The following is a 25,552-nucleotide window of genomic DNA, read 5'->3' as shown; positions in this document are numbered from 1 at the left end:
GCCGCACTGCGGGCGAGGTGCTCGGCGTGCACCGCGTCGGGTTCGGCGGCGACGCGGGCGAAGATCTCCGCCCAGTCGGTGCTGCCGAGGGCGGCGCCGACCTCGCCGGGCGGCCCGACGTAGGCGGTCTTGCCGCCGGGGGCGAGCAGTAGCACCTGGTCGCACAGTTCGAGGTAGGACAGCGAGTGCGTGATGACGAGGACGACCCGGCCGGAGTCGGCGAGGCGGCGCAGCGTGGTCATGATCTGCCGGTCGAGCGCCGGGTCGAGGCCGGAGGTGGGTTCGTCGAGGATCAGCAGCGACGGTCCGGTGAGCAGTTCGAGGGCGACCGACGCGCGCTTGCGCTGGCCCCCGGAGAGGCGGTCGACGCGGGTGCCGGCGTGCTCGGTGAGCTGCAGTTCGGCGAGCACCCGGGCGATCACCTCGTCGCGGTCGGCGCGGGTGGTGTCCGGGGGCAGCCGCAGTTCGGCGGCGTAGCCGAGGGCCTCGCGGACGGTGAGCTGCCGGTGGAGCACGTCGTCCTGGGGGACGAGGCCGATCCGGGAGCGCAGGGCCTGGTATTCGGCGTGCACGCTGTGGCCGTCGAACTCCACGACCCCGTCGGTGGGGTTGCCGGTGCCCGACACGATCTTGGCCACGGTGGATTTACCGGCGCCGGAGGGGCCGATGACCGCGGTGAGGGTGCCGGGCGGCGCGGCCAGGGTGACGTCGTGGAGCAGTCGCCGGTTCCCCTCGATGGTCAGTCCGACGGCGCGGACGCGCAGGCCGCCGGTCGCGGGAGCCGCCTCCTTCTCCCGGGGGACGAGGGTGTTCTCCCGGACGACGAGGTCGGTGTTGCCGATCGTCACGACGTCGCCCTCGGCGAGGGCGGCGCGGGTGATCCGGGTGCCGGCGACGAACGTGCCGTTGACGCTGCCGAGGTCCTCGATCTCGAGACCGGCCGGTCCGCTGCGCAGGGCGGCGTGCTGCCGGGAGGCCAGGACGTCGGGGACGACGACGGCGTTGTCGGCGGCGCGGCCGATCGACACGTCGCCGGGCCGGGGCACGGGGCGGGGCCGGCGCAGCGCTCCACGGGTCTCGCCGGCGCGGACCGCGGTCAGCTGGTCGAGCAGGCCCCATCTGCGCTCGCGGGTCGCCTCGGGTTCGGCGACGGAGAGCCGGAGGTCGGGTCCCTCGGCCCGGTCGCCGAGCCGGGCGACGACGGTTCCGGTGACACGGACCCGCTCCACCCGGCGGCCGTCGACGAAAATCCCGTTCTTGCTGCCGGAGTCGACGAGATACCACCCGTCGTCCCACTGCAGGAACGCGTGTTCCCGGGAGACCACCGGGTGGTCGAGGGTGACGTCCATCGATCGGTCGCGGCCGATGCGCACCGTGGTGCCGGGGCCGTAGCCGGCGCGCCCGTCGTCCCATTCGAGCAGGACCTGCGCGTGCCGGGTCTCCAGGTCGTCCATCGTCTCGGCCTTCCGTCAGACGTGTCCGCTCGCACCGACGTGCGGTTCTCGACCGCCCACCGACGATTTCCGACCGCTCGTCGCGTCGCGTGCCGGGAGCCGGTCGATCTCCGATTCTCCCACTCCGGGAATGCCCAGGCCAGGCCGTCGGCCCGGCGGATGTGCGTGTGGTCTGTCCGATTTGACAGGCGCTTGTGTGGCCCAGGACACTACTGACAGACCGCTTACCGACCGAGCGATCGGTCGTCGCGGTGGGAAGCCCCCGCAGTCGAGTGGAAGGAACTGCGTCGTGACGTCCGAAAAGCGCCCCTGGACCGCGCTCTACCCGAACGGGCTCGACCCCGAGCCGGCGGTGCCGTTCGTCTCCCTGGTGGACGCGTGGCGCGCCCGCGTGGACGCCGACCCGGACGACAAGGCCATCGCCTACTTCGACGGTGTGCTGACCGCCCGCGAGACCGACGAGCTCTCCGACGCCCTCGCCGTCGCCCTCGCCGCTCGGGGGGTGCGGCGCGGCGACCGCGTGGGCATCTACCTGCAGAACATCCCCCAGTACGCGCTGACCCTGCTCGCGTTGTGGAAGCTCGGGGCCGCGGCGCTCGTGCTCAACCCCATGTACCGGCGGGCCGAACTGCGCCGCCTCGTCGACGACGCCGAGATCGTCGGCATCGTGTGCGCCGACACCGCCGCCGCGGAGACCGCGGACACCGTCCGCGACAGCTCCGTGCGCTGGATCCTCAGCACCAGCGACCTGGACTTCCAGACCCGCGACGACGCCCGGGTCTTCCCGACGACGGACCGCTCCGTGGCGGCGCCCGACGGTGACCTCGTCGAGCTGATCGAACAACACCGGGGCCGGCGGCCGTCCCCCGTCGAGATCACCGGCGACGACGTCGCGCTGCTCGCCTATACCTCGGGCACCACCGGTCCGCCGAAGGGGGCGATGAACACCCACGCCAACGTGCTGGCCGTGGCCACCACCTTCGGCTCCTTCGTCGGCCTGGCCGCCGGCGACGCGGTGTTCGCCGTCGCCCCGCTGTTCCACATCACCGGCGCCGTCATCAACGCCACGCTGGCGCTGGTGCACGACACCACCCTGGTCTTCGCGAACCGCTTCAACGCCGAGGTCGCGCTCGAGACCCTCGTCGAGCACGGGGTCACGTTCACGATCGGCTCGATCACGGTGTTCAACGCCCTGTACGAAACCCCCGGCGCCGACGCCCGCCACTTCGCCTCGATCAAGACCCTCTACTCCGGCGGCGCGCCGATCCCGCCCGCGACCGTGGAGAAGTTCGAAGCGAAGTTCGGCAAGTACATCCACAACGCCTACGGCATGACCGAGACCTCCTCCGGCGTGATCGCGGTACCGCCCGGGCGGCGGGCACCCGTCGACCCCGCCAGCGGCACCCTCGCGATCGGCGTCCCGCTGCCCCTGCTCGACGCGCGTGTCGTCGACGCGGACGGCGCCGATGTCGAACCCGGCAGGCAGGGTGAACTGGAACTGTCCGGCCCGCAGGTGATCTCCGGGTACTGGCGCAACCCGGAGGCGTCCGCAGCCACCCTGCCGGGCGGGCGGCTGCGCACCGGCGACGGCGCGATCATCGACCGGCACGGCTGGGTCTACCTGGTGGACCGCCTGAAGGACCAGATCAACGTCTCGGGATACAAGGTGTGGCCCCGCGAGGTCGAGGACGCCCTGTACGAGCACCCCGCCGTCCACGAGGCCGCCGTCGTCGGCCAGCCCGACGACTACCAGGGCGAATCCGTGGTGGCGTACGTGTCGCTCGAACGCGACGCCCACGCCACCGAGAGCGAACTCGTGGACTTCGTCCGCGACCGTCTCGCCGCCTACAAGCGGCCCCGCCGGGTCCACATCGTCGAGAACCTCCCCAAGACCCAGACCGGCAAGATCCGGCGCAGCGACCTGCGCGATCGCACGACCCCCACCCCGACCGCCTGACGGTCCGTCCCCTCCGGCGTGACCGAATGTCACACGGGTTCGGCCACATCGAACCCATGTGACATTCGGCCACCGCTCCCGCGAACGAAAAGAGATACGACGTGAACACCGACGTCCGGAACACCCGGGGTGCGGTCGACACCGCGCCCACCCTCGCATCGAAGAAGAAATCGCTGTTCGCCAGCGCGGTCGGCAACGTGCTCGAGTGGTACGAGTGGAGCGCCTACGCGGTCTTCGCACCGTTCATCGCCGCGGTGATGTTCAACAACTCCGATCCGATCTCCGCGCTGCTGTCGACGCTCGCGGTCTTCGCCGTCGGCTTCCTCATGCGCCCCCTCGGCGGCATCGTGTTCGGCCGCATCGCCGACCGGCGGGGCCGCAAGTTCGTCCTCGTCACCACGATGCTCATGATGGCGACGGGCAGCCTCGTCATCGGCATCATGCCCACCTACGAGTCCATCGGGGCGTGGGCGTCGCTGATCCTGCTCGCCGCGCGGATCATGCAGGGCTTCGCCCACGGCGGCGAATCGGCCACCGCCTACTCGTACGTCGGTGAGATCGCCCCGCCGCACCGTCGCGGGATGTGGGGCAGCGTCGCCTTCATCGCGATCTTCGGTGGCTCGGTCCTCGCCTACAGCATCGGTGGCGCCGTCACCTCGTCGCTCTCCGAAACCGCCGTCGCCGACTGGGGTTGGCGCATCCCGTTCCTCATCGGCGCGTGCCTGGCCCTGGTCGCCCTGTACCTGCGTCGCAGCATGGACGAGAGCGACGTGTTCGACGCTCACCAGGAGCAGGACGAGCAGCCGCGCATCCCGCGGAAGACCGTCGTCCGCGCGATCCTGCTGATGATCGGCATGACCTCGGGCATCACCGCCGCCCACTACACCTGGACGTCGTACGTCTCCACCTACGCCATCACCCAGCAGGGGATGGATCCCGACGTCGCCTACTGGATGTCGGTGATCGCCCAGTCGATCGCGCTCGTCTCCCTGCCCTTCTGGGGCATGCTGTCCGACCGGATCGGCCGCCGCCCGATGCTGTTCGCGTTCGCCGGCCTGATGCTCGTGCTGCAGTTGCCGCTGACGATGATGATCTCCTCGGCCGGATGGACCCTGCTCGTCGCGACGACCGTCGCGCTGCTCGTCGTGTCCGTCCCCGCGTCGGTGCTGTCGGCGACGCTGTCGGAGAGCTTCCCCACCCGGCTGCGGACCCAGGCGATCGGCTTCGCGTACTCGTTCTCCGTCGCGGTGTTCGGTGGAACCGCCCCGTACCTGAATCAGCTCCTGATCGGCCGCGGCCTCGGATGGGCGTTCAGCGTGTACATCATGGTGCTGTGCGTGCTGACCGGCATCGCCTGCGTCTTCATGAGGGAGACCAAGGGCATCCGCCTCGAGCACGCCTGACGGACGATCGACTGCGCCCCGCCGGCACGGAACCGGCGGGGCGCAGCCGTGTCCCGCGACGTCCCGCGGCCCGGCCCGGATGCCGATACGCTGGGGCTGCCGCAGCGGCGGGACCGGTCCCGGCGTGCTGTACCCGCTCCTCGTCGCGGTGACACGTCGATCCCGTGGGCGAGGAGGCGGTGTGCAGGCAGATTCCGGTGCGCGGCTGCTGGACAGCGACGGGCTCACCGGCAGGGAGGCCGCCGCGCGGCTCCGCCGGGACGGGCCGAACCAGCTTCCGGCCGCGCGTCGGGTGCCGTGGTGGCGCAGGCTGATCGCGCAGCTCACGCACTTCTTCGCGCTGCTGTTGTGGTTCGCTTCGGCCCTCGCGTTCGTCGCGGGCATGCCGGAGCTGGGCATCGCCGTGATCGTGGTGATCGTCGTCAACGGCATCTTCGCCTTCGTGCAGCAGGAGCGCGCCGAGAAGGCCGCCGAACGCCTGGGGGAGCTGCTGCCCACCACCATCGTCGTGCGGCGCGACGGGGCGTTGCGCACCGTCGACGCCCGTGACCTGGTGGTCGGCGACGTCGTCGTGCTCACCGGCGGCGACCGGGTCCCGGCCGATCTGACCCTCGCGGTCGCGGGCCGCTGCACCTTCGACGAATCCACCCTCACCGGGGAGAGCGAACCGGTGCTCCGCACGGCCGGCGCGGCCGTGTTCGCCGGAACGTTCGTCGCCGAGGGCGAATCCGAAGGGATCGTGACGGCCACGGGTGCGAACACCCGCCTCGCCGGTATCGCGGCCCTGACCACGTCGGTGCGACGTCCACCCGGCCCGCTCGATCGGGAGATCCAGCGCATCGTCCGGACGCTCGCCTTCGGTTCCGTCGGCGTCGGCGCGGTGTTCTTCGCCGTGTCTCTCCTGGTGGGGATCTCCTGGCAGGACGCCTTCCTCTTCGCGGTGGGCATCACCGTCGCCCTCGTGCCCGAGGGGCTGCTGCCCACCGTGACGCTGTCGCTGGCGATGGGGGCGCAGCGCATGGCCCGCGACAACGCGCTGGTGCGCAACCTCGAGGCCGTCGAGACCCTCGGTTCGACGACGTTCATCTGCACCGACAAGACGGGCACGCTCACCCAGAACCAGATGAACGTCGTCGAGGCGTGGACCCCGGCCGGGACCGTCGCGGTGCGCGGGGAGGGGTATGCGCCCACCGGTGCGGTGACCGGCCCGGAGTCGGCGGTGGCGGCGGCCGCGACCGCCGGTCTCGCCGGCGCGGCCGCCTCGAAGGGCGGGATCACCCTCGACGACGACGAGTGGCGGGCGGTCGGCGACCCGATGGAGGCGGCGATCGCCGCGTTCGCGGCCCGTCTCGCCGGTCCCGGCGCACAGCCGGGGCCGGTCACCCGCCGGTTCGTGTTCGATCCCCGGCGCCGCCGCGAATCGGTGATCGTGGGCGGGCGGCTGCTTCTCAAGGGCGCCCCGGACGCGGTGCTTCCGCGCTGTGCCGAGCCGGGCGAGCTCGTCGACCGGGCGGAGGAGGCGCTCGCGGACATGGCGTCGCGGGGCCTGCGGGTGCTCGCCGTCGCCCGCCGGACCCTGGCCGATCCCGGCCCGGAGACCGACCCGGACCTCGCCGAACGCGACCTCGAACTCCTCGGCCTGCTCGGCATGGAGGATCCGCCGCGGACCGCCGTCCCGGCCGCGCTGCGGGCCGCCCGCGGCGCCGGCATCAAGGTCGCGATGCTCACCGGCGACCATCCCGAGACCGCGCGCGCCATCGCCCGTGAGATCGGGCTGCTCGGGCCCGCGGGCCGGGTGGTGCAGGGGAAGGACCTGCCCGAGGACGATCAGCTGCTCGGTGCCCTGCTCGACCGGGACGGCATCGTGATCAGCCGTGTCTCGCCCGAGCAGAAGCTGCGCGTGGCCAGGGCCCTGCAGGACCGCGGCCACGTGGTGGCGATGACCGGTGACGGCGTCAACGACGGACCGGCCCTGCGGCAGGCCGACATCGGGGTGGCGATGGGTGAGGGCGGCACGGACGTCGCGCGCGAGGCCGCCGATCTGGTGCTGCTCGACGACGACTTCGCGACCATCCTCACCGCGGTGGAACAGGGCCGTGCCACCTACGCCAACATCCGCCGCTTCCTCAGCTATCACCTGACCTCCAACGTGGCCGAACTGACGCCCTTCGCGCTGTGGGGCCTGTCGGGCGGGCAGTTCCCGCTCGCCCTGGGGGTGCTGCAGATCCTGTGCATCGACATCGGCACCGATCTGCTGCCGGCGCTCGCCCTCGGCGGCGAGCCCCCGAGCCGGGACACGCTGAAACGCCCACCGGAACGCCGCCACCTCGTCGACGGGACCCTGTTGGTCCGGGTGTTCGGCGTGCTCGGGCCGACCGAGGCGATCGTCGAGATGAGCGCGTTCCTCGTGGCGCTGCTCGTCGCGGGCTGGCGCCCCGGGGGCGAATTTCCCACCGGGACGGCGCTTCTCGCGGCCTCCGGTGCCGCGTTCGCCGCCGTCGTCCTCGGTCAGGTGGGCGCCGCGTTCGCCTGCCGCAGCGCGACCCGGCCGCCGTGGCAGCTCGGGTGGGGCTCGAACCGGCTGCTGCTGTGGGCCGTGCTCGCCGAACTCGTCGCCCTCGTCGTCTTCCTCGGTGTCGGCCCGGTCGCCGACGTTCTCGGGCACGCGGTTCCGCCGCTCGAGGCGCTGGGTGTCGCGCTGCTGGGCATCCCCGCGGTCCTCGTGGTCGACTCCGTGTACAAGCGGGTGCGCCGTCGCCGACGGTGAGCCCGCGGGGCGTTCGGGGTGCGGGCATCCCGCCGCACGCGCACGATGGGACCGAAGGGGAGGAGTCGCATGGATGTCGTCACAGTCACGGATCTGCACAAGCACTACGGAGACGTGCGGGCCGTCGACGGGGTGTCGTTCGCGGTGCGGGCCGGTGAGGTCTTCGCGCTGCTGGGACCGAACGGTGCGGGCAAGACCACCCTCGTCGAGATTCTCGAGGGACACCGCCGGCGCACGTCCGGACACGTCGACGTGCTCGGATTCGACCCGGAGACCGGGGGGCGGGACTTTCGCGAACGCATCGGAATCGTCCTGCAGGAGGCCGGTTTCGAGGAGCACTTCACCGTCCGGGAGCTCGTCCGCCACTACCGGTCCCTGTATCCGCGCCGGCTGGGTGTGGACGACGTCGTGGAGCTGGTGGGCCTGACCGACAAGCGCGACGCCAAGGTCGAGACCCTCTCCGGGGGCCAGCGCCGCCGCCTCGACCTGGCACTCGGCCTCGTCGGCGACCCCGACCTGCTGTTCCTCGACGAACCGACCACCGGGTTCGACCCCGCCGCCCGGCGCCGCGCCTGGGATCTCGTCGAGTCCCTGCGGGGCCTCGGCAAGACCGTCCTGCTCACGACCCACTACATGGACGAGGCGGAGCACCTCGCGGACCGGGTGGGCATCGTCGTCGCCGGACGGATGATCGCCGTGGGTACGCCCGGCGAGATCGGCGGCGAACAGGGCAGTGCCGCCGTGGTGAGCTTCCGACTGCCGCCCGGCGCGGCACCGTCGGAGCTGCCCGACCTGGGCGGACCGCTGGCCACCGACGGCGCGGAGTGGCAGCTCCGCACGTCCACCCCGACCGCGGCGCTGCGTCGGCTCACCGGCTGGGCCCAGGACCGCGGACTCGAACTGCCCGCCCTGACCGTCGCCCGCCCGTCCCTCGAGGACGTCTACCTCGAGCTGGTGGCCCGGCACGACCTGCGGCGCGAGATCGCCCGCTCGGCGGAGGTGTCGTCGTGAGCTTCCCCGGGACCGCCGCACGGACCGGGCGCCCGGCCGTGGCCGGCCTGCTCGCCGAGCAGCTGCGCCACACCGTCGTGGACCTGTGGCGTGTGCGGGTCGTCTTCGTCTTCACCTTCCTGTTCCCCCTCACCTGGCTGGTCGTCATCGGGTTCCTCGCCGGTAACGCCACCGTGGACGAGAACAGCGGCGTGCGCGTGATGCAGTTCGTCACGCCCACCGCTGTGGTGATGGGCGTGCTCTACGCCGCCTGGCCGACCGTGGCGACGGCACTGGCCACCGCGCGGGAGCAGGGGGTGCTGAAGCGGGTGCGCGGAACCCCCCTGCCCGCCTGGATCTACCTCGCCGGCCGCGTCGGGGGCGCCGTGGTGTTCGCGTTGTGCTCGGTGCTGACGATGCTGATCGTCGGGGCGCTCGCCTACGACGTGCAGATCCTGTGGCGCACCGCACCGGCCACCGTCGTGACGATCGCCGTGGGGATCGCCTGTTTCGCGGCGCTCGGGCTGGCCGTGGCCGCGCTGTCCCCGTCCGCCGCCGTCGCGGAGGCCGTGTCGATCGCCGGCGCCGTGGCGCTCGGGTTCCTCTCGGGGCTCTTCATCGTCGGCGACCTGCCGGGGTGGGCGGATTCGATCGCGTCCGTCTTCCCGCTGAAGCCGTTCAACCAGGCGCTGCAGGGGCAGTTCGATCCGTTCGCCTCCGGCGGCGGCTGGGATCCCGGTGCGCTGGCTGTGATGGCGGCGTGGACGCTCGCCGCATCCCTCGTCGCGGTGCGCGCCTTCGGCTGGGACCCCGCGCGGGGCGGCACCGGGCGCGCGCCCGCCCCGGCTGTTGCGTCGCGACGGGACCGGGCCGTCGATGCCGACGCGCCCGGACGGCCCTCCACGGCCCGGCTGGTCCTCGGCCAGGTCGGCTGGGCCACGCGAGCGGCCGCGCGCGACCCGGGATGGGTCTTCTTCGCCGTCGCCCTGCCGGTCGGCCTGTACGCCTTCATCATGGCCGTGCTGCCGGACGGGGTCGCCGCCGCCGACGGGGTGCCGCCGGAATTGTCCTCGGCGGCGGGCATGGCGGCGTGGGGCGCAGCGGTCACCGCCTTCGTCAACATGCCCGAGGCGGTGGTGCGGGCCCGGGACCGTGGGGTGTTGAAGCGGTTGCGCGGCACGCCGCTCGGGCCGGTCGGCTTCATGGCCGGGCACACCGTGTCGACGCTGGGGATCGCTCTGGTCACCGCCGCCCTCGTCATGGCTGTCGGTCTCGTCTTCTTCGGCGTCGTCCTGTCCGGGCCCGGCGTGTTGCTCGCCGCTGCGGTGGTGGTGCTCGGCACCGCGACGCTGGCCGCGTGCGGTTTCGCTCTGGCGGCGGTGCTGCCGGGCAGCAAGGCGGTCTCCGCGGTCGGATTGGCGATTCTCCTGCCGCTCGCGTTCTTCTCCGACGTCTTCCTCCTCGGCGACACCCCGGCGTGGATGCAGACGGCCGGTTCGGTCTTCCCGCTCAAGCACTTCGCGAATTCGGTTGCCGCAGCCCTGGATCCGTCCGGCCCCAGGATCCTGTGGGGTGGACTCGCGGTGATGACCGCATGGCTCGTGGCCGCCGCGATCGTCGCGACGCGGGCCTTCCGCTGGGATCCGCGGGCGGAGGGCGCGACGGCCCGCCGTTGACGTGCCGGACCGGGGGGTTGCGCCGCCGCCGCACCGGGTATACCCGGAACACCGCTCGCCGATGATCGGAAGTGACCCGCCATGATCGTCCCCGGCCTGACCGGACCGGACCCGGACACGGAGCCGGGCTCGCCCGAGCCCGCCCCGCCGATCCCGCCGACGCCCACGCCGCCGTCACCGTTCCCGCCGGAGCCGAATCCGGTGCCGACCCCACCGGAGCCGCAGCCGCCGTTCCCGCCGGAACCGGATCCCGAGCCCTCGCCCCCGCATCCGCAGCGGCCCTTCCCCCAGATCCACGACCTCGCGATGTGACGACCTCGCCGACGGCGAGAGTAAGGAGAGCAGGTATGTCGAGCATGTTCGGCCGCACGTTGCTCGGAACGACCGCGGCGACCGCCGCGACGGCGGTGGCGGGATCGATCGCCTCACGGGACGCGGACACGCGCTGGTACCGGCGACTGCGAAAGCCGTCGTTCCAGCCGCCGGGTGCGGTCTTCCCCGTCGTGTGGACGGCACTGTACGGCGACATCGCGGTGAGTTCCGCGGTGGCCATCGACGAACTCGAATCGGAGGCGCGGGTCGACGAGGCCACCTACTACCGGGCCGCCCTCGCGGTGAACCTGGTCCTCAACGCGTCCTGGTCGTGGGTGTTCTTCAAGGCGCATCGGCTCGTGCCGGCGACGGTGGTCGCCGGAGCGCTCACGGTGAGCAGCGCCGACCTCGCGCGCCGCGCGGCCCTCGCGAAGCCGGCGGCGGGGGCCGCGCTCGGTCCGTACGCGGTGTGGTGCGCGTTCGCCACGGTCCTCAGCGGCCGGATCGCGCGGCTCAACCGGTCCTGACCGGGCGTGGACGTCAGTAGAGCGGGTCGTGGCGGATGCGGTCCACGGGCACGCCGGCGGCCTGCAGCCGGAACTTGGTCGCCTGGGTCATGGCGGGGGACCCGGCGATCTGCACGTCGTGCCCCGACCAGTCCCCGGCCTCGGCGACGCACCGGCTCACCGGGCCCTCCAGGAGGGACAGGCCGGCCGGCGGATCGGTGGCGCCGGTGAACCACCACGGGTTGGTCGACGACTCGGTCACGGGGACGACCGTCAGCCACGGGTTGGTGCGGACGAGGTGCCACAGGGTCGGCAGGTCGTAGAGGTCGCAGGGGTAGCGCCCGGCGTAGAACACGGTGACCGCCCGCGTGGCGGGACGCCGGGCGAGGGCCATGAGCTGGGCCCGCATCGGGGCGATCGCGGTCCCCGACGCGATCATCAGCAGCGGGCGCGGCCGACCGGGGCCGGGCCGCATCGTCTCCGCCCCCAGGGCGCCGATCGGTGAGCCGAGCACCCACGTCTCGCCGACGCGGGCGTGGCTGACGATGTACGGGCTCACCCAGCCGCCGGAGACGCGACGGACATGGAACTCGACGGCGCCGTCCGCGTCCGGCGGCGTCGCCGGCGACAGGTAACGCCACATGCGCGGCCGGCCCGGAACCTGCACGCTCACGTACTGTCCCGGCTCGTACACCATCGGCTGGTCGAGTCGCAGGCGCACGACAGCGACGTCGTCGAGCGGTCTGCGGTGCTCCACGACGGTGCCCACCCAGGCGGCGGGGCCGGTTTCGGCGGCCGCGGCCTCGGTCATCGTGGTGGCGACGAGGTGCAGCGCGTGGCGCCACGCGTCGTCGAGCTCGGTGGTCCAGTCGTCGCCGGCGGCCTGCGCCACCGCATCGATCAGGGCCTCGGTGAGCGCCTTGTACTGCCACGGCTCGATCCCGTACTTGCGGTGGTCGCGGCCGAGCTGCTCGAGGAACGGGACGACGGTCTCGGGCCGGCTCAGCCGGTCCACCACGTGGACGACGGCGTGCAGGATGCGTTCGCGTTGCTCGCCCATGGCGGCGGGAAAGTACTGCCGGGTCTCGGGATGACGCGCGAACAGGTTGGCGTAGAAGGCTTTCGACAGGGTCTGCAGGCCGTCCGGGCGGGCGGACACGGCCTCGACGTTACCGTGGATCAGCGCACACAGTCTCGGGTCCACAATGTCCGCCACCTCCGCGATCCTGTCCGTGTGCGGCGCGGCGCAGGCCGGACGCGTCGCACCGGGAGCGACTCTAGGGCGGAATGCTGCTTGTCGCGAATCGCCGTGTGTCCGGAACGGTCGGCAGGGGAACGGATCTCGGGACGTACGTCCCGGCCGGTCGGGTACTTCGGTCCTGTGGACAAATGCTGTGGACGAACGCCTGCGCCGCGTGTGCGACCGGCACCACCTGCAGTCGGTTGCCGCATCGCTGCGAAGGTGCCTGGGGAGGAACGGAAGACGCGTCGGTCTCCGTGCCGTCGGTCACCGCCGTCGGAGGATGCGGCGGCGGCCCGAAGGTCCCTCGACAATCGGGACCTTCGGGCCGGTTGCCCGGGACGGTTGCGTCGCCCCGGTGGTTACCGCTGGGCTGCAATGCGGTTGCGCATCGCCTCGAGCCCCCCGACGACGACAAGTGCGATCACCACGTGCATCAGCGCCAGCGTGATCGTGCTCGGGGTGTCGAAGTCGGCGACGATCGTCGATGCAATGGTGCCGAGCGCGGCCACCGCGCCGACGACCTCGGCGACGCGGACGATGCCGAACCAGCGCAGGCTGAGCAGCGCCGCGAGACCCATGCCGACGGTGAGCGGGACGACGGTCATGACGAGAACGCCGCCCGGGGCGGCACTTTCGACGGTGCCGCCGTTGGTCACCTCGAACGAGCCGCCGGCGGCGAGGCCGACGAGCCACAGTGCGACGTTGGCGACGAGAGCCACGACGACCGGGACGAGCACCGCCATCGGACGGCTGAGCGAGAAGGCGGGCAGGGTCGACGTGGTGGTGCGGTCGAGAGGCTTGACAACACTCATGGTGTCCTCCGGAAGGGCCGATGAACTGACGTTGCTCATCGTTCAACCTCGAGTCGACTCGAGGTCAAGTTCTTTCCGCACGAGCTATGCCGCAGCCACCGCGCACCAGTCCACGGTGACCGAACGGGCACCGGAATGCGCGAGCATGGAACGCACGGGGCCGCCCAGGCACAGCTGCCGGTCGAGCTCGCGCTGCTCGGCATCCGGGTCGCGGGCGTCGGGGGCGCCCACGAGGATCTCCACCGGCTCGGTGCTGCGCGCGCCCTCCACCAGCAGTCGCTCCTCGTCGACGACCCGCACGGGCACGTCGTCCGATCCGGCCACGTCGCCGACCAGCAGGGCCACGTAGTCGGCGTCGTCGTCGGCGTCGTGATAGACCAGCAGCCGGCCACGGACGGTGCCCGAGGCGAGCCGGTGATCGAGAGTCAGCCCGGACCGCGCGGGTGTTCCCGCCGCGACGGCACGCAGGCAGTGCGGCAACGTCACCCGTCGTGAGGTCCAGCTGAAGAAGGCCCCACACCCCGTGTCCATGGCACTCGCTCCTCCTCGGTACGTCCGGGCGAGGTGGTCCCCGGTTCTGTGATCAGTGTGCGCCGGGGGTCCGACATGTTCCGGGCGTGGCCGAGCTGCTGCCGGAGCAGGTTCAGGGCGTGGTGCTGGGCGAGCCGGACGGAGGCGGCATCGGTGTTCAGGGCACAGGCCGTGTCGGTGATCGACAGGCCACACGCGATGCGCAGGTGCAGCACGGCGCGGTAGCGGTGCGGGAGGGCAGCGATCAGCGTCGAGGGTCGTGTCGCCGCCGCCTCGTCCGTCGTCACCGCGTGCGTCCTCCTCCGTCCGGTGCGGGATATCGTGTCGCGACCGGTGTCCCGGACGGAAGGGACCGGTGTCCCGATCCTGTGGGCACGCGGCGTCTGCTGTGATGCACTCGCGGAACGACGCACCAGGAGGCTTTCGTGAGACCCACCACCGAGGACATCGAGCGGATGACGTCCACCCTGTTCCTGTCCGAGGACGACCGGCCCCGTTCCCGGCGCGCGACGTTCTGGACCCTGCTCGTGCTCGCCGCGGTCATCGCCTCCGCGGGCGTCGTCGCGGACTCGACCGCCACCGTCATCGGCGCCATGATCGTGGCGCCGCTGATGACGCCGATCGTCGGGACGGCGCTGGCCGTCGTCCTCAACGACCACCGCAACCTGATCGCCTCCGCGCTGCTCGTCGTGGCCGGATCGGCCGCGGTGGTCGCGACCGGATTCGCGGTGGGCCTGCTCGATCCGCTGGACGTGCTCGCGCAGAACAACAGCCAGGTGGCGGGACGGGTCGCGCCGCGGATGATCGACCTCGTCGCCGCCCTGGCCACCGGTGCGGTCGGGGCCTTCGCGCTGGTGCGGCGCGATGTGTCCGACACCCTGCCCGGGGTGGCGATCGCGATCTCGCTCGTGCCACCGCTCGCGGTGGTGGGCCTGACCCTCGAGTCCGGCGCGACGCGGCAGGCCGGTGGGGCGCTGTTGCTGTTCGCCACCAACGTCGCCGCGATCGTCGCCACCGGCACCCTGGTCTTCCTGCTGGCGGGGGTGCGGGGGGCGGCGCACCGCGCCGGCCGTACGGTCGGGGACCTGCGTGGCCTCAGCGTGCTCACGGTCGTCGCCGCGGTCGTGCTCGTCGCGGTCCCCCTGGGTGTGTCCAGCACCCGGATGATCCGGCAGGAGACGCTGAAGGCCGACGTCGCCCCCGTCGCGGAGCAGTGGGCGCAGGAACAGGGCTGGGTGATCACCGACATCGGATTCCGGGAGTCCGTGTTGTGGATCGAGGCGCTCGGGCCGCCGCCCGAGGCGGATGCGGCGACCCTGCGCGACGCCCTGAACCAGGCGGGGCTGCGCGACGTCGACGTGGAGGTCACCCTCGTCATCGGCGGAACGCGGCGCCTGCCCGGCGGGTAGGGGCGGCGCTCAGCACACGACCGGCCGCGCCCCGGACGGGTCCAGCGCGGCCAGCACCAGCTGCTCGGCGACCGGATCGTAGGGGATCGAGACGTGGTCGGCGGTGTTCGCGGGGCACACGTCCTGCAGCAGGATGTTCTGCGCGCCGGGCCCGGTGAGGAACGACGCCGTGTAGGGGATGATCACCTGGTCGTATCTGGTGGCGACGACCGTGTAGGAGACGCCCTCGACGGTGTCGCTGCCGGCGTTGAGCTCGGCGAGTACGGCATCCTGCGCGGCCGACGGCGGCCCGAGCGACGGGTAGTTCGCCGGCGCCAGCCCGACGATGCGGCTGGTCTTGTCCGCCCCGCCGTAGAACCGCACGTACCACCGGGGGACGGCACCGCCCTTGGAGTGGCCGACGATGCTCACCCGCTCGGCGCCGGTCTCCGCCAGGACGGTATCGACGAACGCCGCCAGCTCGGCGGCGCCGTCCGGGATCGGTGCGCGCGCCTTGAACGGCTCGCCGGCGGGTGCGCCGTAGTCGAGTGCGAACACGCAATAGCCCTCGGCCTTCAGCGCCGGTGCCAACCCGGCCCAGTTGGCGTAGGAGTTCTCGAGGAAGCCGTGGACGAGCACCACCGGCTCGGGGTGCGCCGGTGTGGGCACGCAGTCGACATCGTTCGTCCCGGCCGGGACGACGCCGGGATGGGCCAGCGAGTAGGCGAGCGCGGCCCCGAAGGTGCTCTGCGGCGGGCCGGTCGGAGCCTCCGGGGCACGCTGTTCGGCGACCGCCGTGGGTGCGGCGGTCGCGATGCTGCACGCCGCGATCAGCGCTACGAGGGCGAGCCTGCCGACCATGCCGACCATGCCGCCCATCCTCGCGTCCGGCGGGTGTCCGGGGGCGCGAAATGCGCGAACGGGTGTCATCCCGCCGCCGTGGGGCGGATCTTCTGCTGCGTGACGCGCCACAGTCGCCGCGGCAGGTCGCCTTCCTCGAAGGCTTCCACCTGCGGTTCGGTGAAACCCTGCGCCAGACGCTCGACGAGGGTCCGATCGAAGAAGTGGACGACGAAGCCGCCGTGCTCGCTCAGGTTGTCGCCACGGTCCGTCCCGGTGGCGAAGTGGGCGTCGCCGGTGTGCCGCACGGTGTAGACGTGCCAGCCGCCCGGGCGGAGCACCCGATGCACTTCGGTGCCGAGCGCGTCGATCTCCTCGGTGGTGAGGGCCATGTTGAAGAGCATGTGGCTGTAGACGGCGTCGACGGACGCGTCGGCGACGGGCAGGGGTTCCCGCACGTCGTGCACGCGGGTCGTGAGCCGGTCGGCCACGCCGGCCTCGGCCGCGACGCGCCGGAGTTCGCCGAGGCCCTCGGTCGCGTAGTCGAGCGCGGTCACCGACAACCCGGCCCGGAGGAAGGCCAGCGTGTCCCGGCCCTGGCCGGCGCCGAGTTCGAGGACGTCATGCACCTGCTCGCGGTCGAACAGCTCGAGGGCGCGCCGGGCAGGCTCGCTCGGCGTGGGCCCGTACATCGTCGGGTTGTCGCGGTAGGTGCGCTGCCAATGGCCGCGCTGGGCGTCCAGGGCGTCGCGGTCGACATGCTCCATGTCCGTGCCTCCCTCGTGACTTCCGGCCGTGGACGGCCGACCCTGTGCGGTCGGGCGCGCCGGCGTCGATGCCGACCGACCCATCGTGCCTCGGCCTGCTTTGCGGGCGGGTCCGAATCGTGGGCCCGGCAGACGGTCACGCTCCCGTGCCCCGTCGTGGCGATCACATCGCGACTCTCGGTCGGGTGCCACGCCGGTGTACGGGTGGCCGGAATAGCGGCCGCATCGCACCGGTTCGTATAGTTGAGTAATCAACTAGTGACGGAGGCTCATCGTGCAGTTCGGCATCTTCACCATCGGCGACGTGACCCGCGACCCCACCACGGGCCGCGTACCCACCGAGCACGAACGCATCGTCGCGATGACGAAGATCGCGCTGAAGGCCGAGGAGGTCGGGCTCGACGTCTTCGCGAGCGGCGAGCACCACAATCCGCCGTTCGTCCCGTCGTCGCCGACCACCATGCTCGGCTGGATCGCCGCCAGGACCGAGAAACTGATCCTCTCCACGGCCACGACGCTGATCACGACGAACGATCCGCTGAAGATCGCCGAGGACTTCGCGATGCTGCAGCACCTCTCGGGCGGCCGCGTCGACCTCATGATGGGCCGCGGCAACACCGGCCCGGTCTATCCGTGGTTCGGCAAGGACATCCGCCAGGGCATCCCGCTCGCGATCGAGAACTACCACCTGCTGCGCCGCCTGTGGCGGGAGAAGGCACTCGAGTGGGAAGGCAAGTTCCGCACCCCGCTGCGCGGCTACACCTCGACCCCGTGGCCGCTCGACGACACCCCGCCGTTCGTGTGGCACGGCTCGATCCGTTCGCCGGAGATCGCCGAGCAGGCCGCGTTCTACGGCGACGGCTTCTTCCACAACAACATCTTCTGGAACCGGGAACACATCCAGCAGATGATCGGCCTCTACCGCACCCGGTTCGAGCAGTACGGCCACGGCGCCGCCGACCAGGCGATCGTCGGTCTCGGCGGCCAGGTGTTCATGGCGGAGACCGAGGAGCAGGCCAAGCGCGTCTTCCGGCCGTACTTCGACAACGCCCCCGTCTACGGTCACGGACCGTCGCTCGAGGACTTCTCCGCGACCACCCCGCTCACCGTCGGCACCCCCGAGCAGGTGATCGAGCGCACCCTGGGCTTCGCCGACTACGCGGGCGACTACCAGCGGCAGCTGTTCCTCATGGACCACGCCGGCCTGCCGCTCGACGTGGTGCTCGAGCAGATCGAGATCCTCGGCCGCGAGGTCGTGCCCGTGCTGCGCACCGAGTTCGAACGACGCCGCCCGGCGCACGTGCCGTCGGAGCCCCCGGCGCACGCCTCGCTCGTCGCCGCGGGCCCGGATTCCCCGCACCGCCTCGTGGTTCCCGCAAAGGTGGATCTGTCCGCCGCCGAGGAGGCCGACGCCCGATGAGCCGCCGCATCGTCGTCGTCACCGCCGGGCTCTCGCAGCCGTCGTCGACCCATTTGCCGGCGGACCGGATCGCCGCCGCCGGGGCGGTCGGCGCGGGGTAAGGCCGCGGATGTCGAGGCGATCGAATTCAGCTATCTCGCAACCGATCTCGCGACCACTGTGAGCGCTCGAAGAGCGCGGCGCAACTCTCCGCGACATCGGCGAGGTACTGGGGGTGTCGTTCCAGCGTGTCCACCAACTCGTGAACTCCTGGCCGACCGGGCTACGACGACAGATCCGGATCCGTGTGATCGCCGGGTGTCGCTCGGTGGGATTACCGTCCGGTCGACTCCGCCGATCTGTGTTCGGGCCGGGGCAATACGGCATAGGTGAACACTCCCATCTGGATTGAGAACTCGTCGAACCGCGGTGTGGCGCGCAGCGGGACGGGTATGCCATGCCATATGGAGACGCACAACGACGACAAGCGCAGGTCCGTGGCCCAGCGGCTCGACGAGATCATCGGTGCCCTGGAGACGAGTGCCCCGGGCCCCGGCGACCGGAGCCCGGTGCCGATCTCTGGGGAATTCGACGGATCCCTGGTGGCGGCGCAGCGGCACCGCGCCGAGATCGAGACCGCATCCGAGAAGCGGCTCGACGAGATCACGGCCGGATATCCCGAGATCACCGCGGCGTGGGAGCGCCGCGGCTCGTCCTGAGCCCGGATCACCCGGACGACACCCGCGCACGCAGGTCGTCCACGCCCGCACCCGACAACCGGGGCAGCGCCACGCGACGGCCGGTGAGCAGCAACAGGATCGCGGAGATCGGCCCCCGGATCTCCGGCCCCTCCCCGACCGACCATTCGACGTCGGTGGCGGTGAGCCGGTAGCCGCGCAGGGGAAGGGAGCGGTTGACGCGGGCCTTGCCCTTGCCGCCGAAGGACCACACGCGGGTGGCCGCCGCGGCCGCCGCGGTCACCGGCATCTCGAGGTCGCGGTGCAGCGGGATCGCGATGTCCTGGCCGTGCACGAGGATATCGGTCAGGGGCTCGAGGCTGGTCAGCCCCACGTTGCGGCGGCGGGAACCGATCGTCGCGCGCAGGTCCGCGATCAACCGGTCGGTCGGCAGGGCCGCCCGTCGGCGGGCGGCGGCGCAGATCATCGAGTTCAGCGGGCCGGGATGACGCAGAACCATCCGGACGCAGTCCCCGACGGTCAGCTGCTGCAGGGTCAGGTGGGCCGCGACGTCGCGCACCGTCCAGTCGTCGCACAGCGACGGCTGTGTCCATTCGTCGTCGGACAGCTGCTCGAGCAGGTCGGCCGTGCGTCGTCGCTCGTTGTCGATCGCAGCCCACACCTCGTCGTCGTTCACGGCTGGGTCCTTCCGTTTCAGTGGAACACCGGTGGCCGGGTCCTGGTGCGTTTGAGTTCGAAGAAGTCCGCGAAGCCGGACAGCAATCGCGCGCCCTCGAAGACGCGCACGGCGTCGTCGCCGCGTGGAATCGAGTTGAGCACCGGACCGAAGAACGCGACGCCGTCGATGTGTACGGTCGGTGTGCCGGCCTCGCGGCCGACGGGCGCCATTCCGGCGTCGTGGCTGCGGCGCAGCGCGTCGTCGTACTCGGTCGAGTCTCCGGCGGACGAGAGCCGGACGGGCAGACCGGTCCGCCCGAGCGCACCGGTCATCGCGGTGCGGTATTCGTCCGGGTCGGGGTAGCGCCATCGATCGAAGATCGCGTTGCCGAACGCGGTGTAGAGGTCCCGCAGTACCGCCTCGCCGAAGTGGACGGCAGCGGCCGTGGCCACCCGCGACGGACCGACGGAGCGTTCGATGTGGGCGAGATAGGCGGGATCATCGACGCGGTTCTCGTTGAGAATCTTCAGGCTCATCACATGGAATCGCAGATCGAGCGGCCGCCGGCGCTCCACTTCGAGCAACCACCGGGACGCGATCCATGCGTACGGGCAGACGGGGTCGAAGTAGAAGTCCACGACGATCGGTTCACCGGGCATATCGCACCTCCCGAACGGGCACAATCAGTACGATGTTGGTACCAATATAGTTCGATGATCGGACTATCGGCAAGGGAGGATGATGGCAGAGGACCTCAGTGCCGCCGTGCTGATGTTCATCGCCCAGCGCTCGGCGGAGAACCGCATCCTCGCGGCGCTGCGACGCGCCGGCTACGACGACATCACGCTCGCCCAGGCGCGGGTGGCCGCCCGGATCGGACCCGGTGGGACCCGGCTGACAGATCTCGCCGAACAGGCCCAGGTGGCCAAGCAGACGGCGAGCTTCCTCGTCGACCAGCTCGAGCGGGCCGGCTACGTCGAACGCACGGTCGACCCCACCGACGCCCGCGCGCGACTCGTGCGGATCGCTCCGCGCGGCGCCGAGGCCGGCCGCGTCGCCCGGGCCGAGGAGGCGCGGATCGAGGCCGAATGGACCGAGCATCTCGGCGCGCGCCGGATGAAGCAGCTGCGCGAGGCGCTCACCCTGCTCCGTGAGATCACCGATCCGTATCGGCCGTCGGGGGAGTAGTCGCCCGGCCACGTCCCACCGGACGTGGGGCGATCATCCGCCGGTGTCACGCGCGCCGTACGTCGGGAACGATGTTGGCGTTCCGGTGAAAGACGTTGTGCGGATCGTACTTCGCCTTGATCTCGGCCAGTCGGGCATATTTGGTGGGGCCGTAGGCGGCGCGCACCCGGTCCTGTTCGAATTCGGCCATGGAGTTGACGTACGCGCCGATGCCGACCGAATACGGGCGCAGGGCCTCCCAGACGGACCGCACCCAGGCCCGCTCCGGTGGCAGCAGACCGGGATCGGGGCAGACGCCGACGATGAAGACGGCGAAGCGGGGCGTCCGTCCGCCACCGAACGCGGTGTCGTCCTCCCTCGTTTCGCAGTACGCCTCGTCCAGCCGGTAGAACAACAGGAGCGACAGGAGCGAGTTCTTCTGCGGCACAAGATCGACGACTGTCGCGATCAGATCGTCGGAGAGATCTTCGACGTAGCAGCCCTTGTCGTAGCAGTAGAAGCCCCACGCGTTGCCCTCGTCGAGCAGCTGCTGCACGTCGACGTAGGGCATCGGCGTGACGAACTCGAACAGCGGTGGCAGAGCGCGCCGAATCCGCGCCAGCGCGTCCTCGTGCGTCTGCGGTGCTCCGAAACCGGTGACCAGGAAGGCATAGCCGGGCTGGAGGTGGTACTGCTCGGGCACGAACGGGGCGGGTGGGGCGTTCACGCCGGCGATCACGATGTTCAGCTCGCGGGGCAGCGTACCGACGACCTCCCGGGCGAGCCGCAGCACCTCGGTACCTTGATCCAGGCCCCAGAACAGGAGCCCGAACTGCACGACGGGGCCGGCCTCGTGCAGGCGGAACTCGAACTCCGTCACCACCCCGAAGTTGCCGCCGCCGCCCCGGATCGCCCAGAACAGGTCCGGATTCTCGTCCTCGGCGGCACGCAGGATCCGGCCGTCGGCCGTGACGACCTCGGCCGACTCGAGGTTGTCGATGCTCAATCCGGCCTGCCGGGTGAGCCAGCCCATTCCCCCGCCCAGCGTCAGGCCCGCGACGCCCGTGTGACTGATCAGGCCGGCCGGGACGGCGAGCCCGTGGGCCTGCGTGGCGGCATCGAGGTCGCGCAACAGGGCGCCCCCGCCGACCCGCACTCGCCTGCTCTCCGGATCGACGACGACGTGATCCATCGATCCGAGGTCGATCACCAGGCCGTCGTCGACGACCGAGGCGCCCGCGGTGCTGTGCGCACCCGCGCGCACGGCCATCTCCATTCCGTGCTCGGTCGCGTAGGCGATCGCCGCCTTCACGTCGGCGGTGCTCCGGCATTGTGCGATCGCGGCCGGGCGGCGGTCGATGTCGGCGTTCCACACCGTGCGCGCTTCGTCGTAGTCCGCGTCGCCGGGTCCGAGAACCGGGCCCTCCATCGCGGCCCGCAGCATGCCGAGGTCGCCGGTCGTACGAGTCATGTGTCCTCCAGACGTTGCCGGGAGCAGGCGGGATCGTCTCCGGCGAGGCGTTCGGCGCGTTCCCGGATGCCGAGCAGCATCCTGCGCATCATCGGAAAATCGGCCAGTTCCATCAGCGCGACGGTGAGTGGAAGCGACGGCGTGGGCCGGTAGGAGGCCTTCAACCGGCTCACGAGCCGGGTCCGTCGCCCGTCGTCGACGGGGTCGAGGCGCCACGACCACGTCGAATCCGGCTTCGCCCAGACGAGGCAGCGCCCCGGATCGAAGGAGTGCACCCGGAAGGACGTCGCCGCCGTGGCCGGACTCGCCATCGGTGCCGCCACGTCGCCGACCTCGATGCACTGCAGGCGCGGATCGATCGTCGTCGCGCTGGGCCGCCCCAGATTGTCGAGACGGTCGTAGGAGTAGAAGCCGGCACGGTTGTAGCCGACCTGGACGATCCACGGCCACACGCACTCGGCCGGCGCCTCGATCGTGAGGGCACGGGTCGCTGTGAACGTCGCCGAGGAGAGGATGTCGTCGCCGGGCATCGCACCGGCGCGCTCGGCGGTCGTCGCTCCCCACCGCAGGTGCCACCGGCGGTAGAAGACGAATGCGCTCACCGCTGCCGCGACGCCTGCGATCGTGCGGATCGCCATGAGGAAACTGTTCCACACCGGAGCCGGGGAGAGAAGGTCTCGGAGGTCCCACTCATCGGCTTCCCCTGTGAGCCCGGAGGGCGAGGGCGGCCTGTACCACCGCGGCATGGGTGAGTGCCTGCGGGAAATTGCCGAGGTAGGCGCCGGTGCCCGGGTCCACCTCTTCCGGGAGCAGGCCGAGGGGGCCGGCGTGCCGCAGCAGCGTTTCGAACAGCTCCCCGGCTTCGGTCTGCCGACCGGTGAAGGCCAGCGCCTGGACCAGCCAGAAGGAGCACGGCAGGAACGCGCCCTCCACGCCGGGCAGCCCGTCCTGTCCGGGGGGATATCGATAGAGCAGAGGACCCCCGGCCGACAACTCGCGGCGGATCGCGTCGATCGTGCCGCGCACCCGGGGCGAGTCCGTATCCTCCATGCCCAGGACGGGGAGCACCAGCAGCGCGGCATCGACGTCACGGGACCCGTAGGTGCGGGTGTACCGATTCCCGATCCGGTCGAAGCCGCGGGCGAGCACCTCGCCGGCGAGCTCGTCTCGCGCCGCGAGCCAGCGCCGGCGGCGACGGCTGGACAGGTGATGGGTCTCGGCGATGCGCAGGGCACGGTCGAGTGCCAGCCAGGCCATCATCTTGGAGTGCACGTGGTGGTCGGCGTCGCCCCGGATCTCCCAGATGCCGGCGTCCGGGTCGCGCCACCGTGCGCAGACATGATCGGCGAATCCCCGGACCATGCGCCAGGTTTCCGAATTCAGCGGCCGACCGGACCGGACGAACGTCCACGCGGCGTCGACGACCCAGCCGTAGCCGTCGAGCTGATGCTGATCGGCCGCGTCGTTGCCGAGCCGCACGGGTACGCTGCCCGCGAAGCCCGGCCATCCCGGCAGGGGGCGTTCGGCGGGGGCGTGCCGGCCGTCGAGGGTGAACAGGACCGGCAGGCGGGGCCGCTGCAGGCGGCTGGCGTGCAGGAGCCATCCGAGGAACCCGCGTGCCTCGTCGACCTTGCCCGCTCCCAGGAAGGCTGCGACGCCGATGCTGGCGTCGCGCGGCCAGGCGTAGCGGTAGTCCCAGTTCCGGACCCCGCCGGGCCACTCGGGTAACGACGTCGTCGGGGCGGCGATCGGCGCCCCCGAAGGGGAATACGTGAGCAGCCGCAGCGTCAGCAGGCTTCGCACGACGGCCTCACGACAGGGCAGATCGTGAGCGATCTCCGCCGTCCACGCCCGCCAGCGTGCCTCGTCCTCGGTCACGAGTTCCCAGGCCGCGGCAGGAGGGAGGTGGATCAGCGGCTCGCGGTGGGCCACCGTCAGGACGACGGTGACCGGATGCCGCGGGGCCACGATGATCGAGGTCGGCCGGCCCGGCGTGATCGGGGTGCCGGAATCGCAGGTCAGGGACAGGGCGAGCGAGCCCCACTCGCACACGAGGTCGGGACCGCGCCGCACCTTCGGGGGGCGGTGCCGTTCACCGAGCCTCGGATCGAATTCGACGACGACGCGCGCGGCGTCGCCCTCGACGGAGAGGCGCCGCACGAGGACGGTCGCCGGGAGCAGCCGTCCGGCCACCTCCGCGATCATCGCCTCGCTCAGGGTGAGCCGGGTGTTGCCGAGGTTCCAGGTGGTTTCCAGCGTGGCGGTGTGCGTGCGGTAGCGGCGCCGGACGACGGTGGCATGCCCCTCGGGGCCGAGCCGGAACCGCCCCGCCGCCGCTCCGCCGACGAGTCGGCCGAAGACGGGATCTCCGTCGAACCGGGGCACGCAGAGCCAGTCGAGCGATCCGTCGCCGGAGACCAGCGCCGCGGTGCGGGTGTCGCCCAGCAGGCCGTAGTCCCCGATCCGGGTCTGGGCGCCCGCCCTGTCCTCGAGCCCGTTCTCGTCGAAACCGGTTATCCTGAAGTTCATTTCAGCGCACCTGGAGGAGAAGGCCGAGTGCGGTGCCGTAGACGAGATGGGCGGCGACGGCGACGGCGGGGGTCTGCGCGCCGTAGTTCAGACCGAGCAGTCCGGGCGGTTCGAGGACCGCGGTGCTCCGCGGCCCGGCTCGATGGGAGGCCATGCGCGGATGCACGCCCGGCAGCAGGGGCAGCAGGACCGTCAAGGCGACCGCGACGTGCAGCAGGCCGAGCAGCAGGCCGAGCCACCACGTCGCCCGGTGGAGCAGCGCGAAGGTGGCGGCGTAGCCGAGTGCGAAGGCCTGGCCGATCGCGAGGTGGAGGAAGAATCCGACCACCCGGGCACGATCCGGGTCGGCGGTGACGGCGGTGCCGAGCACGAGCGGCAGATCCAGGCGGCTGTAACCGGCCAGTTGTGCGGCGATCATGACTGCGGTCAGGGCGGTGGTGGCCACCGATCCGAAGAGCGCCCATCCGGCCCAGTCCATGGCGGAGTCACCTTTCGGTGTGGAGGTCGCTGCCGCCGCCGGTCCACGGTCGCGGTCGGGCGTCCGTGAGCCGGCGGCTCGGTTTCACGATGCGCTCGGGGTGTGTCCGCGGCGGGTCACCGGGGCGGTGGCCAGCCGGGCCAGGGCGAGGGCGGCGACCGCCAATCCGAAGTCGCGCAGCGCGATGTCGAGGTAGCCACCGAGGGTGACCAGGTCGACGATGATGCCGAGCAGCCATGCGGCCACGACGTAGCCGCCGATGGCGGGTCTGATCGCGACGATGATGCCGGCGAGGATCTCGACCGCGCCGACCGCGAGCATGGCTTGGTGGGCGGTGCCCGGGACGAGGTCGTCGATCCAGGGTGCGAGGTAGCGCTCCCAGTCGGTGAGCAGGTTCGCGAACTTGTCGAGACCGAAGGCGATCGGGGCCACCGTGAACACGGTCCGGAGAAGGACGAAGGCCTGGCGGGCGCCGGCGTTCGTGCCGGCCGGGGTGGGGTGGGACG

The 25,552-nt window shown here is 71.6% G+C and carries 25 protein-coding genes; 11 read left to right on the top strand and 14 right to left on the bottom strand.

The features are described 5' to 3' along the window. Positions 1 to 1,454 (bottom strand): FHA domain-containing protein (locus tag G6038_RS24915; RefSeq protein ID WP_165040735.1); only part of this gene is annotated, 1,454 nt, incomplete at its 3' end. Positions 1,455 to 1,743: 289 nt separating this feature from the next. Here G6038_RS24915 and G6038_RS24910 point away from each other — a divergent pair. The 7 genes from G6038_RS24910 to G6038_RS24880 all read left to right on the top strand — a co-directional run bounded on the left by G6038_RS24910 (position 1,744) and on the right by G6038_RS24880 (position 11,086). Next, positions 1,744 to 3,411: an AMP-binding protein gene (locus tag G6038_RS24910; protein WP_165040733.1), complete on the top strand. Its 1,668-nt coding sequence runs from the start codon at positions 1,744 to 1,746 to the stop codon at positions 3,409 to 3,411. A 101-nt stretch (positions 3,412 to 3,512) separates the two neighbouring features. Continuing rightward, on the top strand, positions 3,513 to 4,814 hold the full coding sequence (locus tag G6038_RS24905) for an MFS transporter (protein WP_165040731.1): 1,302 nt from the start codon (positions 3,513 to 3,515) through the stop codon (positions 4,812 to 4,814). A 181-nt stretch (positions 4,815 to 4,995) separates the two neighbouring features. Further along, on the top strand, positions 4,996 to 7,581 hold the full coding sequence (locus tag G6038_RS24900; RefSeq protein ID WP_165040729.1) for a cation-transporting P-type ATPase: 2,586 nt from the start codon (positions 4,996 to 4,998) through the stop codon (positions 7,579 to 7,581). Between the two features lie 69 nt (positions 7,582 to 7,650). Further along, positions 7,651 to 8,592 (top strand): ABC transporter ATP-binding protein, encoded by a 942-nt coding sequence (locus tag G6038_RS24895; protein ID WP_017680172.1) that lies wholly within the window; start codon positions 7,651 to 7,653, stop codon positions 8,590 to 8,592. Next, positions 8,589 to 10,247: an ABC transporter permease gene (locus G6038_RS24890; protein WP_346772912.1), complete on the top strand. Its 1,659-nt coding sequence runs from the start codon at positions 8,589 to 8,591 to the stop codon at positions 10,245 to 10,247. Before G6038_RS24895 ends, G6038_RS24890 begins: the two co-directional genes overlap by 4 nt. A gap of 81 nt (positions 10,248 to 10,328) precedes the next feature. Further along, a complete protein-coding gene (locus G6038_RS24885; RefSeq protein ID WP_165040727.1) occupies positions 10,329 to 10,559 on the top strand; it encodes a hypothetical protein in 231 nt (76 codons plus the stop codon). Between the two features lie 35 nt (positions 10,560 to 10,594). Then, positions 10,595 to 11,086 carry a TspO/MBR family protein gene (locus G6038_RS24880; protein WP_165040725.1) on the top strand — a complete coding sequence of 164 codons (492 nt, stop codon included), beginning with the start codon at positions 10,595 to 10,597 and terminating at the stop codon, positions 11,084 to 11,086. 13 nt (positions 11,087 to 11,099) lie between these two features. Here G6038_RS24880 and G6038_RS24875 read toward each other — a convergent pair whose 3' ends face one another. The 4 genes from G6038_RS24875 to G6038_RS24860 form a co-directional block, all read right to left on the bottom strand. Then, positions 11,100 to 12,269, bottom strand: coding sequence for a globin domain-containing protein (locus G6038_RS24875; RefSeq protein ID WP_165040738.1), 1,170 nt, complete (start codon positions 12,267 to 12,269; stop codon positions 11,100 to 11,102). Positions 12,270 to 12,667: 398 nt separating this feature from the next. Further along, entirely contained in the window at positions 12,668 to 13,120 is a 453-nt protein-coding gene (locus tag G6038_RS24870; RefSeq protein WP_240918715.1) for a DUF6069 family protein, read from the bottom strand. Positions 13,121 to 13,204: 84 nt separating this feature from the next. Continuing rightward, positions 13,205 to 13,651 (bottom strand): hypothetical protein, encoded by a 447-nt coding sequence (locus G6038_RS24865; protein ID WP_206025575.1) that lies wholly within the window; start codon positions 13,649 to 13,651, stop codon positions 13,205 to 13,207. Next, positions 13,603 to 13,938, bottom strand: a complete 336-nt coding sequence (locus G6038_RS24860) for a sigma factor-like helix-turn-helix DNA-binding protein (protein WP_165040721.1) — start codon at positions 13,936 to 13,938, stop codon at positions 13,603 to 13,605. The genes G6038_RS24865 and G6038_RS24860 overlap by 49 nt, the downstream gene beginning before the upstream one ends. A gap of 138 nt (positions 13,939 to 14,076) precedes the next feature. Between G6038_RS24860 and G6038_RS24855 the strand changes: the two genes are divergently transcribed. Next, the gene (locus tag G6038_RS24855) at positions 14,077 to 15,060 is read left to right on the top strand and encodes a DUF389 domain-containing protein (RefSeq protein WP_165040719.1); all 984 of its coding nucleotides are present in this window, start codon (positions 14,077 to 14,079) and stop codon (positions 15,058 to 15,060) included. 9 nt (positions 15,061 to 15,069) lie between these two features. Here the strand turns inward: G6038_RS24855 and G6038_RS24850 are convergent, their stop codons facing one another. Both G6038_RS24850 and G6038_RS24845 read right to left on the bottom strand, forming a co-directional pair. Continuing rightward, a complete protein-coding gene (locus tag G6038_RS24850) occupies positions 15,070 to 15,909 on the bottom strand; it encodes an alpha/beta fold hydrolase (RefSeq protein ID WP_165040717.1) in 840 nt (279 codons plus the stop codon). Positions 15,910 to 15,965: 56 nt separating this feature from the next. Further along, positions 15,966 to 16,646, bottom strand: a complete 681-nt coding sequence (locus G6038_RS24845; RefSeq protein WP_165040715.1) for a class I SAM-dependent methyltransferase — start codon at positions 16,644 to 16,646, stop codon at positions 15,966 to 15,968. Between the two features lie 274 nt (positions 16,647 to 16,920). Between G6038_RS24845 and G6038_RS24840 the strand changes: the two genes are divergently transcribed. Both G6038_RS24840 and G6038_RS24835 read left to right on the top strand, forming a co-directional pair. Further along, positions 16,921 to 18,066 (top strand): LLM class flavin-dependent oxidoreductase, encoded by a 1,146-nt coding sequence (locus G6038_RS24840; protein WP_165040714.1) that lies wholly within the window; start codon positions 16,921 to 16,923, stop codon positions 18,064 to 18,066. A gap of 443 nt (positions 18,067 to 18,509) precedes the next feature. Next, positions 18,510 to 18,764 carry a hypothetical protein gene (locus tag G6038_RS24835; protein WP_165040712.1) on the top strand — a complete coding sequence of 85 codons (255 nt, stop codon included), beginning with the start codon at positions 18,510 to 18,512 and terminating at the stop codon, positions 18,762 to 18,764. A gap of 7 nt (positions 18,765 to 18,771) precedes the next feature. Here the strand turns inward: G6038_RS24835 and G6038_RS24830 are convergent, their stop codons facing one another. Together G6038_RS24830 and G6038_RS24825 are read right to left on the bottom strand one after the other, a co-directional pair. Beyond that, positions 18,772 to 19,419 (bottom strand): maleylpyruvate isomerase family mycothiol-dependent enzyme, encoded by a 648-nt coding sequence (locus tag G6038_RS24830; RefSeq protein ID WP_165040711.1) that lies wholly within the window; start codon positions 19,417 to 19,419, stop codon positions 18,772 to 18,774. 17 nt (positions 19,420 to 19,436) lie between these two features. Beyond that, complete coding sequence (locus tag G6038_RS24825) at positions 19,437 to 20,060, bottom strand: DsbA family protein (RefSeq protein WP_165040710.1); 624 nt, start codon at positions 20,058 to 20,060, stop codon at positions 19,437 to 19,439. An 82-nt stretch (positions 20,061 to 20,142) separates the two neighbouring features. Here G6038_RS24825 and G6038_RS24820 point away from each other — a divergent pair, with 82 nt between their 5' ends. Further along, a complete protein-coding gene (locus tag G6038_RS24820) occupies positions 20,143 to 20,589 on the top strand; it encodes a MarR family transcriptional regulator (RefSeq protein WP_165040709.1) in 447 nt (148 codons plus the stop codon). A gap of 46 nt (positions 20,590 to 20,635) precedes the next feature. On the opposite strand, the gene G6038_RS24815 is transcribed toward G6038_RS24820, so the two are convergent. The 5 genes from G6038_RS24815 to G6038_RS24795 form a co-directional block, all read right to left on the bottom strand. Continuing rightward, positions 20,636 to 22,039 carry an FAD-binding oxidoreductase gene (locus G6038_RS24815; protein WP_165040708.1) on the bottom strand — a complete coding sequence of 468 codons (1,404 nt, stop codon included), beginning with the start codon at positions 22,037 to 22,039 and terminating at the stop codon, positions 20,636 to 20,638. Further along, positions 22,036 to 22,677, bottom strand: coding sequence for a hypothetical protein (locus tag G6038_RS24810; RefSeq protein WP_165040707.1), 642 nt, complete (start codon positions 22,675 to 22,677; stop codon positions 22,036 to 22,038). The genes G6038_RS24815 and G6038_RS24810 overlap by 4 nt, the downstream gene beginning before the upstream one ends. A 52-nt stretch (positions 22,678 to 22,729) precedes the next feature. Beyond that, positions 22,730 to 24,568 (bottom strand): glycoside hydrolase family 15 protein, encoded by a 1,839-nt coding sequence (locus G6038_RS24805; RefSeq protein ID WP_165040706.1) that lies wholly within the window; start codon positions 24,566 to 24,568, stop codon positions 22,730 to 22,732. A 1-nt stretch (position 24,569) separates the two neighbouring features. Continuing rightward, positions 24,570 to 25,046: a hypothetical protein gene (locus G6038_RS24800; RefSeq protein ID WP_165040704.1), complete on the bottom strand. Its 477-nt coding sequence runs from the start codon at positions 25,044 to 25,046 to the stop codon at positions 24,570 to 24,572. 84 nt (positions 25,047 to 25,130) lie between these two features. Next, a partial coding sequence (locus G6038_RS24795; protein WP_165040702.1) for a hypothetical protein occupies positions 25,131 to 25,552 on the bottom strand: 422 nt, incomplete at its 5' end.

This window comes from Rhodococcus sp. 14C212, assembly GCF_011058195.1.
Taxonomy (GTDB): Bacteria; Actinomycetota; Actinomycetes; order Mycobacteriales; family Mycobacteriaceae; genus Rhodococcus; species Rhodococcus aetherivorans.
This window is presented reverse-complemented; position numbering and strand designations above follow the sequence as displayed.